Below are 18,447 nucleotides of genomic sequence, written 5' to 3'. Positions count from 1 at the left end.
AAGGGGAATTTATGACAAAGGACATGACTACTGGAAATCCAGTAAAACTAATTCTTTATTTTTCTATTCCATTACTTATTGGGAATATTTTTCAACAGTTTTATAGTATGGTAGATACTATAATAGTAGGAAGGTTTTTAGGGGTAAAAGCTCTAGCTGCTGTTGGATCTACTGGTTCAATGAACTTTTTAATAATTGGATTTGTTCTAGGACTTACATCAGGTTTTTCTGTGTTAGTTTCTCAAAAATTTGGAGCTAACGATATCGAGGGGGTAAAATATGCAGTAGGTAGTGCTACTGTTTTATCATTTATAATGACCATAATTATAACTATAATTAGTATTATTACTGCAAAACCACTTTTAAAAGCAGTAAATACACCTAGTGATATTATAAATGATTCTTACTCATATATAATAGTTATATATGGAGGAATTTTTGCAACATTTTTTTATAATATGATTTCTAGTGTGCTTCGTGCACTTGGAGATAGTAAAACGCCATTATATTTTTTAATTATTGCATCTATATTAAATATAATATTAGATTTAGTATTTATAGTTAATTTTTCAATGGGAGTTGCTGGAGCTGCATATGCTACAGTAATAGCTCAAGGAATATCAGGGCTATTGTGCTTAGTTTATACCTCTAAAAAATTCCCTATACTAAAACTTGAAAAAAGACATTTTAAATATGATGTTATTTATTTTAAAAAGCATTTAAATATAGGAATACCAATGGCACTACAGTTTTCTATAACAGCTATTGGCGCTATTATTCTTCAAGGAGCTGTAAATGCTTTTGGTTCTACAGTTGTAGCTGCCCACACTGCTGCATCTAAAGTTGAGCAACTTGTTATGCAACCTAGTGTAACTTTTGGAGTTACTATGGCTACTTACTGTGCTCAAAACCTTGGTGCTGGTAATATTGACCGTATAAAAGAAGGAGTTAAAAAATGCACTATGATAAACATAGGTATAGGTATAATTGGAGGAATTGTACTAGTATTGTTTGGAAAATATTTTGTAAAACTATTTATATCTGATGTAAATCCTGAGGTTATAGGCTATTCTATGAAATATTTAACTACAGTATCATTTTTCTTCATACCACTTAGCTTAATATTTATATATAGAAATGCACTTCAAGGAATGGGGTATACATTTGTACCTATGATGGCTGGAGTTTATGAACTTTTAGCACGAACTATAGTTTCATTTACTCTCCCTCTAGTAATTGGATATACTGGAGTTTGTCTTGCTGGTCCTATGGCTTGGATAGCAGCATCAGTTCCATTAATGATTACGTTCTATAAAAAAATAAATACAATAGATAATTCTAATTGTTATTCTATGAATATATAAAAAACAGTGTAGTTTAAAATAAATAATTTATTTTAAACTACACTGTTTGTTTTTAAAAATCTATGTCCGAAAATTCTAGAGCAGCTTTTAATCCTTTTGACTCGTCTTTATCTAGTTGAGAGTTTTGTATATTTTCTTCATCCACTATTTTTATAGGAATCTTTATTATAAATTCACTGCCTTTTCCTAATTCAGATTTTACTTCTACTTCTCCTCCATGAAGGTTTGTAAAAGTTTTAACTAAAGATAACCCAATTCCACTACCTTCATTTTTTCTTACCATAACATCATCTACTTGAGTAAATTTTTCAAATATTTTTTCTAAATAACTATCTTCTATTCCAATTCCTGTATCTTTTACTGAAAATGTTAATATATTACTTAATTCATCCGCATAAACATTTACATATATAGACATATTATCCTTTGAAAATTTAATAGCATTCGATATCAAATTTAATAAAATTCTTTCTATTTTATCTGGATCTGCGCTCATTATTAATTCCTCATGACTAGTATCAAATACTATATCTATGTTTTTACTAGTTGCATAAGGAATTACTGATGTTGTTATACTTTCTAATAAGTTTATAATATCTATATTTACTAATTTAAGGTTCATAAACCCAGATTCTACTTTTGCTATATCAATTATATTATTTATAAGTCTCAGTAATCTATTGCAGTTTTGTTTTATTATATCTATTTTTTCGCTATTACTTTCTGTGTATTCATTTTCAACTCTATTTATATTAATATCTAGCATCTGATTAGAAGACATTATTACAGCTACAGGTGTTCTTAATTCATGACTTATATTTGATATAAAATTACTCTGAGATTTATTCATATTTTCTGCAAACTCTTTTGCCTTTATCAACTCTTTTTCATATTGTAGCTTTTTTATAGTATAGCTTGTAAGCGTAATTAATGCTATCAATAAACTAATTAATAATAATGCATTTGCATATATCATTTCCTTATATTTATATAATGTATCCATCGGTCTATTTATTATAGTAGAGTTTTTAGGTAAATCACTGCTTTTTATATTGTAATCCTTTAATTTATCATAATCAAAAACAAAATTATTTAGTTCTTCTCCACGGATAATTTTATCTTTGGGAGTATTGCCCTCTAATAGATTCTTTACTATTTCTCCAGATTTTTGTCCTTGAATGTAGTGACTAACTACTTTTCCTCCTATAAATCCACTTTCTAAACCATAATCCATAACTGAATATATTGGTAAATCAGTACTTTCTCTTATCAGTTTATAAGATTGTTTTATTGTTTTTAGATTCCCAGTTTTATCTAGATATGAGTATACAACTAATATAACATTATTATCATCTAAACTTTTTAGTTTCTGCTCAAATTCATTAAATGTCATATTACTTAGCGAAATATTTTCAATATTTAAATCATTATATTTTTCATTTATAAATTCATCTTTATAATGTTCATATAAATGTTGGGATGATGCATCTGTTATAATTTTTATATTTTTACTTTTATGTAGCTTATCTATTAAGTCTATGTTTTCTACCATAGAGTGTTTTTCTGTAATTCCATATACATTTTCTGTTTTCATTGCAGCTTTAATTCTTTCTTCAGAACTTACGCCCAAAAATACAATAGGTGTATCTTTAAATAACTCATCTCTGTATCTTAGCCCAAACTCTAAGGCTTGATCATCAGCTAATATTACAGCATCATATCTTTTATCATTTTTAAGCTTATATTTAATTAATTCATAAAAATTACTATTATCTTCTTCATCAAAGAATTGTTTTGAATCCATATACTCCATTTGTATATCTACATCTTTTTTAATACCGTCTTTAATTCCTATTAATTGGTCAGAAAATGTTTCGTAATTAGGACTATATGAACTTATGTACAAAACTTGTTCCCGATCTTCATAATTATGTGCATTTGCTTTATCAAAGGGTATAAAGCAGAACACTATAATATAAAATATTGCTATTATTTTATGACAATATCTTTGCATAATTCCCCCCAAATATTATTTCTCCTAATGTTTTATCCATTTTTTACCTTATATATATGATTATATCAATTTTTTTATTTAATTTGTCTAAATTTTATTAATTATATATATTTATCAATCATAAAAAGCATTGAATGATATTTTTCATTCAATGCTTTTACTTACTTTTTGCTATTATATTCTTTTAATAACTGTTCTTCTCCCATTTGTACTAACTTTTTACTCATCATTCCACCTAAGCTTCCAGCCATCATTCCATTTTTATATGCAGTTTTATTTGCTCCATCTACATGAGAACTTGGTATTCCTAGTTCTCCTGCCATTTCTAATTTCATTTGATTTAAAGCTTCTTTTGCATTATTCACTAAAGGTTTTTTTGCCACTTTAATTCCTCCTTAATATATGTTTAATTATAATTTTTACGAATTAAAGTTTTATTATTATGTATTTAATGTTAATTTTACAAAATAAAAACTATTTCAAAACAGTAATTTTCCTCAACTATTTTGAAATAGTTTATTTAACCTTTTATATCTTCTAAAGTTTGTGTTTCTGGATTATAATTTAATACCTTCTTTACACTTTTACTAAAAACTACAGGTATACTTGTTATTATACAAATTGTAAAACATACTATAATTACATTTCTTGGATTCAATATATCTCCTAGTATACCTCCAACTAAAGCCCCTATAGGAAATATAGCTATAGAAAAAGTCATAACAATACTCATAACTTTCCCTCTCATATTTTGAGGAGTTGCAAGTACAATAGCAGCAGAACTTATTGAATTATATATAGCATTAAAAAAACCACCTATGAAAAAGCATATACACATTATATAAAAATCATTTGTAATTACTCCTATTAATAAAAATACACTTTGAAGTACTAATGCTACCAATGTTACATTTGACCTATTTTCACACTTTATATCAATCTTAGTAATCAAAATACTAGCTACCATAATCCCCATACTATCAAAAGCTGCTAAAAATCCATAGCGACTAATTCCTAAAGACTCATCCAGTAAAAACCAAGGTCTAAGTAAAATAAAGAATATAGCATATAAGAAGTTTGCTATTAAATCTAAACTTAATAATATTACCAAACCTCTAAATCCAAAAGTAAAACTTATACCTTCTTTAAAATCTTCACGATAGGTAAGTTTAGTGTTACTTCTTTTAACTTTAGGAACCTCTATAAATACCTCACTTATCATGGATAATATATAACTTACTCCATTAAATATAAACATCAATGGCGGCCCAAGAATAGAATATATAAATCCGCCAGACATACTACCTATTAAATGTATTGTTGAGGTAGCCCCCTCTTGTGCTGAATTTGCTTTTACTAAATCATCACTAGGTACTAAGTCTGGAACAACTGAGCTTATTGCTGGATTAAAAAATGCTGAACATATTCCACATATTATTCCAACTATCATTACCATCCATACTTCTAAAAAATTATTATAGGCCGCATACCCTATAAATAACATACCTATTCCTCTTATAAAGTCACCTATAAGTATTAATTTTTTTCTGTCAAACCTATCCACTAATACCCCCGCGAAGGGTCCTAATATTATCCTCGGAAGACTTACTGTTGCCATTAATATCCCCATTATAGAACTTGAACCAGTTTTATCTAATACCCAAAATCCTAATGCCATAGAATAAAATGCATCACCTAAACAAGAAACTAATTGACCTTGCCATAATAAAAAGAAATTTTTATTCCATAACTTATTTATTTTTAACACATTTGTATTATCCAAATTTTATTCCCCTTTATTAGCTTATTGCTTTATCTATTAAAATACTAACCTTTTATATCTTCTAAAGTTTGTATTTCTGGGTCGTAATTTAATACTTTTTTAACACTTTTATTAAAAAGTATAGGTATACTTCCTATTATTCCTATCAAAAAACATGCAAGCATTATAGTCCTTGGATAAAATATATCTCCTAGTATACCTCCAATTAAAGTTCCTATAGGATAAATCCCCATAGATATTGTAAATACAATACTCATAACCTTTCCTCTCATATCCTGTGGTATTACAACCATCATAGAAGACATACTTACTGTATTTGATGCAGTATTTAAAAGACTCCCCATAAAAAAGCATATACACATTATATAAAAATTATTTACAAGAACTCCTAAAAAGAAAAATACACTTTGTAAAAATATTGATGGTAGCATAACTTTAGATCTGTCTTTTGCCTTTATAGTAACTTTAGTTAAAATTATACTCCCTACTATCATCCCTACACTTTGAAATGCTAATATAACTCCAAATTTTTCCACTCCTAAAGATTCCTCCATTAAAAACAAAGGTCTAAGAAGTAAGAAAAATATTCCATATAAAAAATTCAATGCAAAAGCTACTGATAATAAAATAACAAGCCCCTTAAATCCAAAACTAAATTTTATACCTTCTTTAAAATCTTCTTTTAATGTTACTTTAGTATCTTTTCTTTCTACTTTTGGAATATCTATAAATAGTTCCGTTATAGTTGAAACTATATAACTAATTCCATTGAATATAAACATAAATGATGCACCAAGAATTGAATAAAAAAATCCTCCAGACATGCTACCTAACAGATTTGTAGTTGACGTTGCCATTTGTTGAGCTGAATTTGCTTTTACGATATTATCACTTGAAACTAAATCTGGTATAACTGAACTTATAGCTGGGTTAAAAAATGCTGAACATATTCCACATATTATACCAACTATCATTACCATCCATACTTCTAAAAAGTTATTATAGGCTGCATAACCTATAAATAACATACCTATTCCTCTTATAAAATCTCCTAAAAGTATTAACTTTTTCCTATTAAACCTATCTACTAAAACTCCTGCAAATGGTCCTAATATTATTCTTGGAATGCTAACAGCTGCCATTAGCATTCCCATTATAGCACTTGATCCTGTTTTATCTAACACCCAAAACCCTAATGCCAAAGAATAAAGTGCATCTCCTAGGCAAGATACTAACTGACCTTGCCATAAAAGAAAAAAGTTTTTGTTCCAAAGTTTATCCCTTTTTAAACTTTCTGTATTCTCCAATTTTAATACCACCTTTTTATATTAAATTTGTATTTTTACAACTTCACCATTTGGACTATCCACTTCTACAAGCACAAGTCCTTTATGATGTTTTCTTAAGTACTTAAGTCCTTTTATAAGATTATCTTTATCGCAATTTTTAAATAGTTCATTTACTACTTTTTCATCATCAAAATGTTTAGTACTTGATACATTTACAAATTTTAATACAGTGGTTATTATGCACATTGGCAAGCTTATGTTGATATCTTTTTTAAGGTCGTTGCTTTTAACAAGTATTTTCAATACCTACTCCCCCTAACCTATCTCTACAATTACTCTATCCCCATCATTACTATCAACTTCTACTATTCTTCCTTCAAATCCATTTTCTATAGCATTTAAAATACTATCCATATCTATATTGTGTTTTTCTAAGTTAACACCCCCAACAGAATTATTTGAACCTAGTATCTTTAAAAATTCTACAGGTATATTAACCTTAACTCTTTCTCCATCACTACTTATAACTCTTACATATAACATTTTACCTTTTGAAGAATCTTTCTCAATTTTGAAAAATTCATCCGCATTAATACTTTGAACTTTTTTGATTTCATGTGTAGAATTATTATTGTCTAATGCATCTAATAACTTTATGCCTTCCTCAGCACTAATTTTACCTTCTTCAACCATCTTTAAAATTCTTTTTTTATCTTCCATATAAATACCACCTTTTTATTATAAATTTTTTAATAATTTTATAGCTTCGTCTGAAGATAAATCTCCATTTTCTAACATATCCATTATATGTTGTTTTTCTTTTTCACTATCTTTTTTAGCATTTAATCCAAGTACATTATTAATTTCATCTAATTTTCCTCTTACTGTTGGATAAGATATATTAAGTTTTTTTTCAACATCTTTTATATTCCCTCTGCAAGATAAAAATACCTCTACAAAGTTTAATTGCTCCTTAGATAACTTTTCAAATTTTGAAAAAGAAAAATCATTTTCAATTTTAGTACTACAATTACTACATTCTAACTTAGTAATCTTTAGTTCTTCACTGCACACTGGGCATTTAGTTAAAACTTTATACACTCTATCACGTCCTTTAATATAAGTATATACATATTTTTAATATTTGGCACTATATATTTTAAAATATTTAATTTTTATTTTAATATTATTAATTTTATTCTTTATTTTTATTCATTTATTCAATTGCAACATTACATATCTTTAATTTTATATATAATGTTTTTCATATAGCAAAATCTAATTTAATTATTCGATATACAGATAAGTCTTTTATAAATTCTTTAATAATAAAAAGCTATATCAAATATAAAGTAGATGGTAAATTACCATTCTCTTTACATATTGATATAGCTTTTTAAATTTATAAGTTTATCTTTGTTATTATCATTTAAAAACCTTTTAGGTATTATAAATATTCTTCTATTGCTTCTCTTGCTAATCTATCTGCAATATCGTTATATTTATTGCAGCTATGACCTTTTACTTTTACAAAGGTAATTTCCATATCTTTGCTATATTTTTCTACATATCTAACGTAATCTTGTGTATATTCATTCTTAGCCTGCCAGCTTCCACTAGCCCAAAGTGCTATGTTTTTTAAGTCATGATATATACAAACTTTATTTAGCTTTTTATCATAAGCAAGCTTTATCGCATGTTTAGAAGCTTCTATTTCACCCACAATATTCCATTGATCCCATTTATCATGACCTGCAACTTTAAATTCCTCTACACTGTCATTTTTAAAATCAAGTACAGCAATTCCCGATCCAAATGTTTTTGATACTCTATCATAACTCCCATCTACAAAAGCTACAAGATCAAAATCTTCTTTTATATCTTCAGGGTCTATGTAATTTTCAAAATATTTTACATTGGCTTTGCTTCTTATAGGTTTTAATTCTCCATCTTTACAACTTGTACTAGTTTTTATTTTTGTTATTTTCTTTTCACTATTAATATTTTTAACTGATTTAATACCTGCAAACTTTTCAGCTTCTTCTAATGTTTTAAAACTTTTATATATAGCTCCTGGAAACTTATTAACTTGTTCTTTACACTCATCCCAAGTACTGTAAATCCCAGGTTCTTTGCCTATTTTAACTGCATAATATTTCTTACTCAAAGTTATATTCTCCTATCTTTAGTTTCATATATTATACTTTAATATTATTATGAATTAGTATATTTATCAAATAAATTTAAATTTCTTTATCTTTATTACTTTCAAAGTCATTAAACATTTTGCCTATAGCTGCTGATAATATCATCGGTAATATGGTATTTACTGGGAAAAAGAATATAAGTATAAACATAGCTACAAACATATTACCTATAATTTTACTTGTAAGAGCTGTAACTACTATCGATAAAGTAAATACTGGATCTATTGAAAATAAATGTGATAGTCCATATGCCAAACAACTACCCGAAAATATTATAGGAAAAATATGACCACCTCTATGCCCTGTTGATAAACAAATTTCTGTTAATAATAACTTTAATAATGATAAAGATATAAGCATATAAACTGACATATTACTCCATTCATTTACTAAATCTTTTAGCTGATGCTCTCCTGAAAACAAAGTATATGGATAAAATGTCCCTATAATTCCAATTGATAATCCACCTATTATTCCTTTTAGTAATTTTTTATTTTCAATTGGTTTTAATGTTTTATGTAATACAACTCCATAAACCTTATATATATATGAAAATAAAATAGCTATTAATATTAATGGCACTGCCCAAACTACTTCAATAAAAGTTATATTACTTTCTCCAAATTTAACAATAAAAGACTCTCTATTATCTATTTTAGATAATAAGGTAAATGCTAAAAAACCAGCTACTGTAGTTACAGTATAAACTATAACCTTTATCTTTTTTAATATATTTTTATCTTTTTCACTATCTCCACTTAATGTATATAATCCGAATAGAGGAGCATTAAATATAATTCCCGCACTAGCTTGCATACTATACTCTATTAATATGTTTGAGTATTCATCTATTATATTTTTTCTTTTAAATCGGTTCTTTATCTTATCTCCAACAAATGTTATTATTCCTCCAATAATTCCTGTAAGAGCTGCTTCTGGTCCTACACTTGCTCCAAAAAATAAAATTATAAGAGCATTTATTATAGCTTTTTTAACCGATTGGTATTCCACTCTTTTATTTTCTTTAAACTCTTCTAGCGTTTGATCCATGTATTTAGGATATTCTCCAAAATATTTTTGGGTAAGTCCCACTAGTATTCCACCAATAGTAGCTACTATTAATGTCCAATATTTCATATTAAAATAATTATTTAAATCATGCCATATAAAGTTTATTCCTATATTAACTACAGCTAAAAATAACCATGTAAAAAATCCAACAAATACGCCCATAAAAGCACTATATACTATAAGTTTAAAATCTATTTTTACAAGTTTGTTCAATACATCGCCTCCCTAGTATAGCTGTTAAATACATGTTTCCTCTATGTATCATTTTATATTCTATAATATTTTTTAATTTACCTATTGACTTTTTAATTGAAAACTATTATCATTAAATCAGGCAAGGGAAAATAATTATCAATATCACTTGTACAAACAACGTAATTTCATAATGAACCTAAAATTATTAAATATTGTATATTTCCTAAAAACATACAAGCAGCAAAAAGGACTGTCTCCCAAAATTACAGTCCTTTTTGTTTTTTTATTTTCAATTAAATAAACATAAAAAACAACTTTCAATTAATAGTATGTTCTTCTTTATAAATAACCTTTTAAGTTTTTTAAATTTCCTATTGACATCTTTATTGAAAACCATTATCATTAAATTAAAGTTAATTGATAACAATTTTCAATCTCACATTGGAGGTAATTAAAATGAAAGTTATATATTGGAGTGGTACTGGAAATACAGAGGCAATGGCTAATCTTATAGGTAAAGGATTGGCTAACACTGGAAATTCTGCTGAAATATTAAGCGTCGAAAAAGTAAGTGCAGATGATTTAAAAAATGAAGATATATTAGTATTAGGTTGCCCATCAATGGGTAATGAAGTTTTAGAAGAAGTTGATTTTGAACCCTTTGTAGAATCTTTAAAAGATATTGGATCTGGAAAGAAAGCTTGTTTATTCGGTTCTTACGGATGGGGAGATGGAGAATGGATGAGAAACTGGGAAGAACAAATGAAAGGCTATGGTTTTGAGCTTCCTTTAGAATCTGTAATAGTAAATGAAGCCCCTGAAGGTGATGATGAAGATAGATGTGTTAAATACGGCGAAACTATCGCTAAATTATAAATTTTTAGGTTATAAAATTAAGTCATAAATTTTATAAGCCAATAATATGTATCCTAAAAGTAATATGTTCAAAAAATGGAGCTACTGTAATAGCTCCATTTTTATTATATAATTTATTTTACATATACATTAGATACATATCCGTATCCACCATTATATTTTATCTTGTGCCAGTCAAATTTTGTACCTACAACTTCAACTGTCTCACCTTTTGATAGTTTTCCTATACAATTATACATAGACCCTCTACCACTTCTTACATTTACACCATTTTCTAAAACTATAGCAGTATTTTTATCTACCTTAGGCTTTACACTATTATCTATATTTAAATAATTAGTTATCCCTTCAACTATACCATCTGCTACACTATCTTGATATTCACTAGTATTTAGTTTATGGCCTTCATCTGTACTAGATATAAATCCACACTCAACAAGTACAGCTGGAACTTTATTATCTCTTAAGACCTGTAAATTTCCTTTTTTATAGCCTCTATCATGACCATTAGTTAAATCTAATACGCTATTTTGCATTTCTTTAGCTAAATCTTTATCACTTTCATTATAATAAAACGTTTCTATACCTTTTGCAGTTGTATCTTCAGCTGCATTTTGATGAATTGATACAAATACATCTGCATCTGATAAGTTTGATTTTCTAGTTCTTTCCTTTAAAGATACATACTTATCTTCTTCTCTACTAGTTATTACATCTATTCCACGCTTTTCAAGCTTTTCTTCTACTTTATTAGCTATCTGAAGGTTTATTCTATCTTCTATTCTATCACTATATGATGAACCATTATCTCTCCCACCATGCCCAGCATCTATAAATACTGTATAACTTTGAGCACTTGCTATACTTACACTAGATGCAAATGTAGCTGATAAAATTAATGCTGCTACTGTACTTTTAATAGTTTTAATTTTCAAAATATTCCTCCTTTTTAACTTTTATGTAATATTTTGTTCAATGACTATTATACATGTTTTTTTATTTTTTTCAACATGTGTTTCCACAAAACAACAGTTCTTCACATAAACTTCAAATAAATTTTATTATTTAAAGCAACTTTTTGTAAATATTTTAATAGTATATATTAAATATCACATTTTAGGAGGTATAATTTTGAATTCACAATATAACTATAATAACTTTAACTTCAATTGTAATTTTAATTTTTTTAGGAGTTGGGATAAAATTCCTTATGCTGGAGAGTGTAGACCACCTATAGGAGAAGAACCATTCGCCTCTTTTTGGCCGCTATGCTTTCTTAAAAGAAATGATGATAATTTATTTACAGATTCCTTTGGAAATATAATTCCACTTGATATAAAAGAACCTAATATGTCATTTGATTTTGAAGGTGAAGTAAATTTTTTATATTATACATTAAATAATCTTACTTGTCGCCAAGCAAAAATTGCAAAATATTGGAGCGATGGTCCACCTTCAAAACAATTTATGCCAATAGCTGATATATTAATAGATACTTATGGAGTTAGCGCTTGTAGAGCTAATAGAATCTATTATATATTAAATGGCGCTTTAAATGATAGTTGTATAATTTGCTGGTATTTAAAATATAAATGGAATATTATAAGACCTAATCAATATGATAGATCTTTCGCATCTTTTATTTGTACACCTAAACATCCTTCATACCCATCTGGTCATTCTACTTTTGCTGCATGTATGGCTGAAATATTATCTTACTTCTTCCCTGCTGAAAAAGAAAAGTTAGATTTCTTAGCTGAGCAATGTTCTTATTCTAGAGTATACGCTGGCGTTCATTATAGATTTGATTGTGATGAGGGCTTAAAGCTTGGTAGATCTATAGCTAAGGCTATATTAAGAGAAGTTCAATATCAATCTTATTTAAATAGGTTACAAGTTGATATACCTTACACTATATTTAAAGATGCCAATATAATACCTCATACACTAGAGCAATACATTCCTTTTGCTAGAGATTCAAAGTGTAGTTCTTTAACGCTTAATTAAGAATAGAGCCGATAACGGCTCTATTTTTAATTAAGTATTTTCTAAGCTTAAATTTTCCATATTAGAAATACTTTATAAAAGTACCTAAAATTTTTTGTGCATTTTCTTTTTCTCCTTTACCTATATAAACAGCCATTAGATTACTAGCTCCCATACCTATCATAAGTCCTATGCCTATAATAATAGTAATTGATGACCAAACATTAATACTAGCTAAGCCTGCTTCTCCCCCCTGACCTACAACAGATGATATAACAAACTTTGACCATACTTTATACATATTATCATTTAGTACCTCTTACAATTTATTTTCCCCCTTTCATTTATTGATTTTCTTTAGCTCAAAATAACGCTATATAATAATATTTGGATTTTACAATTTAGTCTATATTTATTTTAATTTTTCTAAAATTTTTTTATTAAATAATTTAAAATTGCATAGTTTATTTTACTTTAAATTTCTCAAAATAAAAAAACATGTATATTTTAAATATACATGTTTTAATTTAATTAATATTTATTCAATTAGCAATCGCATCCATGCTCATATTTACATGGTTTCTCTGGTTTTCCATCACAATCATCCCAAGGTATTAATACAGGATAACTTTCTTTTCTCTTTAAGCATTTAACTGTATCTTCAAATTCTTTATCAAGTTCATCTATAAGTCCTTTTATATCTTTTTGTTTTTCTTTAGCATCTTTTATATCATCTAACGCTCTATCTTGAGCTGGTATAGCGTTATCTAAATCATTCATTATTTTACGTAAATCTTCAAATGCTTTACATAATCCATCTTTTATTTCTTTTAGATTTTTAGCTAAATTATCTGCATTATCCTCTATAGATTTTACAGCATCATTAGCTTCTTTTTGATTTTGCTTTGCAGATTTTAAATCGTCCCCTAATTTATCATTTTTATCTTTTATATCATCAATAAGACCTTTAGTCTTAGCTATTTCTTTTCCGCATTTTTTATGACCACAGCCATGGTCTTTACATTTATAAAAGCATACATTTTCCCATTTTTTGTCATTCATGTCTCCGCAATCATGCCATCCGTGATTTTTACAACTCATAAATTTAATCATCCTTCCTTTTATTATTACAGAGAATTTATACTCTGTAATATAATTTATGATTTAATATAGTATTTGTTGACATGTTTTTTAAGATTCTTATTTGTTTTTTTAATAAAAAAGTAGAAACCTTCAGTAAGTTTCTACTTTATCTAAATTATTTCATTTTATGATCTGTTCCTATTACTTGAACAAGCTCAAATTCTTCACCAAATCTTTTAACTACTCTTCCTTTTTTAATAAAGATTCCATCATGTCAAATTTCCTAAGCCTTTATATTTAATATTTTTTCTATCATATATACACACCCTCTAAATCCTATAAAAGGAGTATACGGATATATATTTATAGTTTCTAAATTTGGGTTACTTACTTGAATGTCTATCTTAGAATCGTGATACATATCTATACTTGGTCCATCTCCTAAAAGCATTAATAGTTCTTTATGATTTAAATAATTAACCCTATCTAACTCTGAAGTATTTATTAAAACAGACTCATCATTACAAGTTGTTTTATATAATATTTCCTTTCTATCTACATTTAACCCTAGTTCCTTTAGCATGTCACTCATTCCAACCACTGTATCGTAATCTCCAAATACAGCACAATCTTTAGTTTTTTCGTAAAGATACAGCTTTCTCTTTATATTAAATAAATTTTTCTTAACAAAGTGTATTTCCTTATTATATTTATCTTCATCTAATTCATATCCATCAATTTTTTTTACAGATTCTACAAATTTTATAGTATTTTTAATTCCATATAAATTCTGATACACATATGGTATTTTATATTTTTCTTTCATATATTTAGCAGCTTTTAAGGCTTCTTTCCTTACCACTATATTTAATGATGATTTCGCTGCATTCTCAATATCTTCCATACTAGTATTTGTTGTAAATATTGTATTTAATTGTTTATTAAAAAGTTCTTTCATTATTCTTTCTAGCTCTAGAGAATCTGATAGGTAATTATATTTATCGATATTAAATCCTAATATATTATATCTACTTTCATCTTTAGCATTTTCTTTTACAATTTCTTTCACTATCATTTCTAATGCATATTCAATACCAATATTGTAATCATCTTTTAATCCCCCTGTGTTTATAGGTATTAATCTTGCATCTATATCCTCTTTTAACATTTCACATATATCTATTGTATCTACCCCTATACTAGACGATACCGTTACAAATATATACTTAGGTGATATATTTTTATCTATTTCTAATATAACTTCTTCAAGTGTATCATATTTCCCAAAGTTTATATCATTTTGATCCATGTATGTAGAATATATTTTAGCTTCATATTTACCATTTAAACTTCTTATACCTTCTACTGTATAGTGAGTAGTTCCAGCTGGCCCAAACTCGATAACACAGGCATCCTTTATAGAGGATAATGTCCATATTATACCCATTCTGTCATTGGCTACTGGGAAATACTTATAAACCTCCATGTGCCATACCTCCCACATTGTTGTTTTAATTTCAAATACTTTTATTAAATCTTTCATAATAGCTATTTATTTACGTATAATCAAATTCTTTTCTTTAATCATTTAAGTGTTTATTTTAATTTATACCCAATATTGCTCTTACTCTATCATAAATTTCAAATATTATTTTTCATCATATTTTTAACAATATTTAGTCTTACTGTACTTATTTTCTTTATATTTTTTTAACTACTTTTACGATGACAATATATTTAAACTATATAAAAATAACTACTCAATAATTTCTATTACATACATTATATATTTTAGTACACAATATTAATAATGTTGTATTTTAACATATAATTTAGGAGGATTTTTTATGAATTCATTAAAAGATAGTAAAACCAAAGATAATCTTATGAGGGCTTTTGCTGGCGAGAGTCAAGCTAGAAATAGATACACATTTGGTGCATCACTTTCTAAGAACCAAAACTTAGAAGTTCTTTATAGGTTATTTAATTATACAGCTGATCAAGAAAAAGCACATGCTTGGATATTTTACAATCACTTAAAAGAATTATCTGGTCAAAGCATAACAATAGATGCAGGATATCCCGTAGATGTATATAATGATTTATTTACAACACTTAAAACTTCAAAGGAACATGAGTATGAAGAACATGATAAAATTTATAAAGAATTTGGAAAAACAGCAAGAGAAGAAGGCTTTATAGCTGTAGCTAATAGTTTTGATAAAATTGCTGAAATAGAAAAAGTTCATGGAGATAGATTTTCTAGATATGCAAGTAAAGTTGAATCTAATACCTTATTTAAAAGTGTTTCTGAAGAGAAATGGATTTGTTTAAATTGCGGGCATGTTCATAATTCAATAGAGGCTCCAAAAGCTTGCCCTGTGTGTCAATACCCTCAAGGATATTTCATACTATATTCAGACTCTCCATTTGAAAATTAGTAATCAATATAGAATTTATATATAAAATAAAATGTGATAGCTAAATTTAGCTACCACATTTTTATTTTATATTTCTAATTTAGCTTAATTTTATTTAAAACTTTCTTCTACTGCAACTGCTGTAGCAACTGTAGCTCCAACCATAGGATTGTTACCCATTCCTATAAGTCCCATCATCTCAACGTGAGCTGGAACAGAAGATGAACCTGCAAATTGAGCATCAGAGTGCATTCTTCCCATAGTATCAGTCATACCATAAGAAGCAGGTCCTGCTCCCATATTATCTGGATGAAGTGTTCTACCTGTACCTCCACCTGAAGCTACTGAGAAATATTTTTTACCTTGTTGTACACATTCCTTTTTATAAGTTCCTGCTACTGGATGTTGGAATCTTGTTGGATTTGTTGAGTTTCCTGTTATTGAAACATCTACACCTTCAGAATGCATTATTGCAACTCCTTCTCTAACATCATCGCATCCATAGCATCTTACTTTACTTCTATCACCCTTTGAAAAAGCCTTCTCTCTTACTACTTTTAATTCCCCTGTGTAGTAATCAAACTCAGTTTGTACATAAGTAAATCCATTTATTCTAGATATTATATATGCAGCATCTTTTCCAAGTCCATTTAGTATAACTCTTAAATCTTCTTTTCTAACTTTATTTGCTTTTTCAGCTATTTTTATAGCACCTTCTGCAGCTGCAAAAGATTCATGTCCAGCTAAAAATGCAAAACATTTAGTTTCTTCTCTTAAAAGCATTCCAGCTAAGTTACCATGTCCAAGTCCAACTTTTCTATCATCTGCAACAGAGCCTGGTATACAAAATGCTTGTAATCCTTCTCCTATTGCTTCAGCTGCATCTGATGCTTTTTTACACTCTTTCTTTATAGCTATTGCTGCTCCTAAAGTATATGCCCAGCAAGCATTTTCAAAAGCTATATTTTGAGTATCTTTTACTATTTGATAAGGGTCAAATCCCTTAGAATTACAAAGTTCTCTACATTCTTCTATAGAATTAAATCCGTATTTTTCAAGTACAGGATTTATTTGATTTATTCTTCTTTCATAACTTTCAAATAAAGCCATCTAAGTTCACCGTCCTTTTTATTATTCATGTCTTGGGTCTATAACTTTAACACCTTCATCAAATCTACCATATGTAGATTTAGCTTTTTCTAGTGCTTCGTTAGCTTCTATACCCTTAGCTACCATTTCCATCATTTTTCCAAGGTGAACATATTCATATCCTATTATTTCACTATCTTCATCTAAAGCTACTTTAGTTATGTATCCTTCTGCCATTTCTAAGTATCTTGGTCCTTTTTCAAGACTTCCATACATAGTACCAACCTGACTTCTAAGTCCTTTTCCTAAGTCTTCAAGTCCAGCACCTATTGGTAAACCACCTTCTGAAAATGCAGTTTGACTTCTACCATATACTATTTGTAAGAATAACTCTCTCATAGCAGTATTAATAGCATCACATACTAAGTCAGTATTTAATGCTTCAAGTATAGTTTTTCCAGGTAATATTTCAGAAGCCATAGCTGCTGAATGTGTCATTCCTGAACATCCTATTGTTTCTACTAATGCTTCTTGGATTATTCCATCTTTAACGTTTAATGTAAGTTTACATGCTCCTTGCTGAGGTGCACACCAACCCACACCATGAGTTAGTCCTGATATATCTGTTATTTGTGTTGCTTTTACCCACTTACCTTCTTCAGGTATTGGTGCTGGTCCATGATTAGGGCCTTTGTTTATTTTACACATATTTGTGATTTCTGTTGTGTAAATCATAAGAAAGCTCCTTCCTAGGTGTAATTTTTTATTTCCTATAAATCATCCGCATCTTGTATAGGTCTTATTTGTTTTCCTTTAGGACATCCTGTATAATGTCCATCTGGATCAGACTTACTAGTGCTTTCATCTAGTATAGAACTTACAATTGAATTTATTCGTTGTTTTTTCTCTTGCAAATCCTTGCTTTTAATATTATTTTTGATACTGTTTTCCTTCATATTAAATCACCTCATATTTAGGATTACCATATAAATAAATATTAAAAGTTAAATATAGGAAAATGTATTATGACCTTATTATATTCTTACGTTAAAAATAAATCAATCCTAGTT

General features: G+C 27.7%; 20 protein-coding genes. 4 read left to right on the top strand and 16 right to left on the bottom strand.

Annotated features, from left to right (window positions below):
• Positions 1 to 11 precede the first annotated feature (11 nt).
• Positions 12 to 1,364, top strand: coding sequence for an MATE family efflux transporter (locus ACEXNK_RS04510; RefSeq protein ID WP_373600971.1), 1,353 nt, complete (start codon positions 12 to 14; stop codon positions 1,362 to 1,364).
• A gap of 52 nt (positions 1,365 to 1,416) precedes the next feature.
• Here the strand turns inward: ACEXNK_RS04510 and ACEXNK_RS04505 are convergent, their stop codons facing one another.
• From ACEXNK_RS04505 to ACEXNK_RS04465, 9 genes are all read right to left on the bottom strand, one after another.
• A complete protein-coding gene (locus tag ACEXNK_RS04505; protein WP_373600972.1) occupies positions 1,417 to 3,378 on the bottom strand; it encodes a sensor histidine kinase in 1,962 nt (653 codons plus the stop codon).
• 161 nt (positions 3,379 to 3,539) lie between these two features.
• Positions 3,540 to 3,761: a small, acid-soluble spore protein, alpha/beta type gene (locus ACEXNK_RS04500; protein WP_373600973.1), complete on the bottom strand. Its 222-nt coding sequence runs from the start codon at positions 3,759 to 3,761 to the stop codon at positions 3,540 to 3,542.
• Between the two features lie 137 nt (positions 3,762 to 3,898).
• Complete coding sequence (locus tag ACEXNK_RS04495) at positions 3,899 to 5,161, bottom strand: MFS transporter (RefSeq protein ID WP_373600974.1); 1,263 nt, start codon at positions 5,159 to 5,161, stop codon at positions 3,899 to 3,901.
• Positions 5,162 to 5,205: 44 nt separating this feature from the next.
• Positions 5,206 to 6,468, bottom strand: coding sequence for an MFS transporter (locus ACEXNK_RS04490; protein ID WP_373600975.1), 1,263 nt, complete (start codon positions 6,466 to 6,468; stop codon positions 5,206 to 5,208).
• 21 nt (positions 6,469 to 6,489) lie between these two features.
• On the bottom strand, positions 6,490 to 6,753 hold the full coding sequence (locus ACEXNK_RS04485; protein WP_373600976.1) for a hypothetical protein: 264 nt from the start codon (positions 6,751 to 6,753) through the stop codon (positions 6,490 to 6,492).
• A gap of 12 nt (positions 6,754 to 6,765) precedes the next feature.
• Positions 6,766 to 7,170: an SHOCT-like domain-containing protein gene (locus ACEXNK_RS04480; RefSeq protein ID WP_373600977.1), complete on the bottom strand. Its 405-nt coding sequence runs from the start codon at positions 7,168 to 7,170 to the stop codon at positions 6,766 to 6,768.
• A gap of 18 nt (positions 7,171 to 7,188) precedes the next feature.
• Positions 7,189 to 7,551, bottom strand: coding sequence for a DUF2089 domain-containing protein (locus ACEXNK_RS04475; protein ID WP_373600978.1), 363 nt, complete (start codon positions 7,549 to 7,551; stop codon positions 7,189 to 7,191).
• A gap of 346 nt (positions 7,552 to 7,897) precedes the next feature.
• Entirely contained in the window at positions 7,898 to 8,617 is a 720-nt protein-coding gene (locus ACEXNK_RS04470; RefSeq protein ID WP_373600979.1) for a ribonuclease H1 domain-containing protein, read from the bottom strand.
• Between the two features lie 76 nt (positions 8,618 to 8,693).
• Complete coding sequence (locus tag ACEXNK_RS04465; protein ID WP_373600980.1) at positions 8,694 to 9,941, bottom strand: chloride channel protein; 1,248 nt, start codon at positions 9,939 to 9,941, stop codon at positions 8,694 to 8,696.
• 438 nt (positions 9,942 to 10,379) lie between these two features.
• On the opposite strand from ACEXNK_RS04465, the gene ACEXNK_RS04460 reads away from it, so the two are divergent.
• Entirely contained in the window at positions 10,380 to 10,799 is a 420-nt protein-coding gene (locus ACEXNK_RS04460) for a flavodoxin (protein ID WP_373600981.1), read from the top strand.
• Positions 10,800 to 10,912: 113 nt separating this feature from the next.
• Here the strand turns inward: ACEXNK_RS04460 and ACEXNK_RS04455 are convergent, their stop codons facing one another.
• Complete coding sequence (locus tag ACEXNK_RS04455) at positions 10,913 to 11,734, bottom strand: N-acetylmuramoyl-L-alanine amidase (RefSeq protein ID WP_373600982.1); 822 nt, start codon at positions 11,732 to 11,734, stop codon at positions 10,913 to 10,915.
• 196 nt (positions 11,735 to 11,930) lie between these two features.
• Between ACEXNK_RS04455 and ACEXNK_RS04450 the strand changes: the two genes are divergently transcribed.
• Complete coding sequence (locus ACEXNK_RS04450) at positions 11,931 to 12,806, top strand: vanadium-dependent haloperoxidase (RefSeq protein ID WP_373600983.1); 876 nt, start codon at positions 11,931 to 11,933, stop codon at positions 12,804 to 12,806.
• Positions 12,807 to 12,867: 61 nt separating this feature from the next.
• Here ACEXNK_RS04450 and ACEXNK_RS04445 read toward each other — a convergent pair whose 3' ends face one another.
• The 3 genes from ACEXNK_RS04445 to ACEXNK_RS04435 all read right to left on the bottom strand — a co-directional run bounded on the left by ACEXNK_RS04445 (position 12,868) and on the right by ACEXNK_RS04435 (position 15,354).
• Positions 12,868 to 13,086, bottom strand: a complete 219-nt coding sequence (locus tag ACEXNK_RS04445) for an MATE family efflux transporter (protein ID WP_373600984.1) — start codon at positions 13,084 to 13,086, stop codon at positions 12,868 to 12,870.
• Between the two features lie 245 nt (positions 13,087 to 13,331).
• Positions 13,332 to 13,886, bottom strand: coding sequence for a hypothetical protein (locus tag ACEXNK_RS04440; RefSeq protein WP_373600985.1), 555 nt, complete (start codon positions 13,884 to 13,886; stop codon positions 13,332 to 13,334).
• Positions 13,887 to 14,151: 265 nt separating this feature from the next.
• Positions 14,152 to 15,354 carry a nitrogenase component 1 gene (locus tag ACEXNK_RS04435; RefSeq protein ID WP_373600986.1) on the bottom strand — a complete coding sequence of 401 codons (1,203 nt, stop codon included), beginning with the start codon at positions 15,352 to 15,354 and terminating at the stop codon, positions 14,152 to 14,154.
• A 361-nt stretch (positions 15,355 to 15,715) separates the two neighbouring features.
• Here ACEXNK_RS04435 and rbr point away from each other — a divergent pair, with 361 nt between their 5' ends.
• Positions 15,716 to 16,309, top strand: a complete 594-nt coding sequence (rbr, locus tag ACEXNK_RS04430) for a rubrerythrin (RefSeq protein WP_373600987.1) — start codon at positions 15,716 to 15,718, stop codon at positions 16,307 to 16,309.
• Between the two features lie 90 nt (positions 16,310 to 16,399).
• Here rbr and ACEXNK_RS04425 read toward each other — a convergent pair whose 3' ends face one another.
• The 3 genes from ACEXNK_RS04425 to ACEXNK_RS04415 are packed head-to-tail and all read right to left on the bottom strand — an operon-like array spanning position 16,400 to position 18,333.
• Positions 16,400 to 17,398, bottom strand: a complete 999-nt coding sequence (locus ACEXNK_RS04425) for a GGGtGRT protein (protein WP_373600988.1) — start codon at positions 17,396 to 17,398, stop codon at positions 16,400 to 16,402.
• Positions 17,399 to 17,419: 21 nt separating this feature from the next.
• On the bottom strand, positions 17,420 to 18,112 hold the full coding sequence (locus ACEXNK_RS04420) for an iron-sulfur cluster assembly scaffold protein (protein ID WP_373600989.1): 693 nt from the start codon (positions 18,110 to 18,112) through the stop codon (positions 17,420 to 17,422).
• A gap of 35 nt (positions 18,113 to 18,147) precedes the next feature.
• On the bottom strand, positions 18,148 to 18,333 hold the full coding sequence (locus tag ACEXNK_RS04415) for a hypothetical protein (RefSeq protein WP_373600990.1): 186 nt from the start codon (positions 18,331 to 18,333) through the stop codon (positions 18,148 to 18,150).
• Positions 18,334 to 18,447 lie beyond the last annotated feature (114 nt).

This window comes from Paraclostridium bifermentans (assembly GCF_964259345.1).
GTDB classification, from domain to species: Bacteria; Bacillota; Clostridia; order Peptostreptococcales; family Peptostreptococcaceae; genus Paraclostridium; species Paraclostridium bifermentans_B.
The sequence above is the reverse complement of the archived record's forward strand: the minus strand, read 5'-3'. Positions and strand labels throughout refer to the sequence as shown.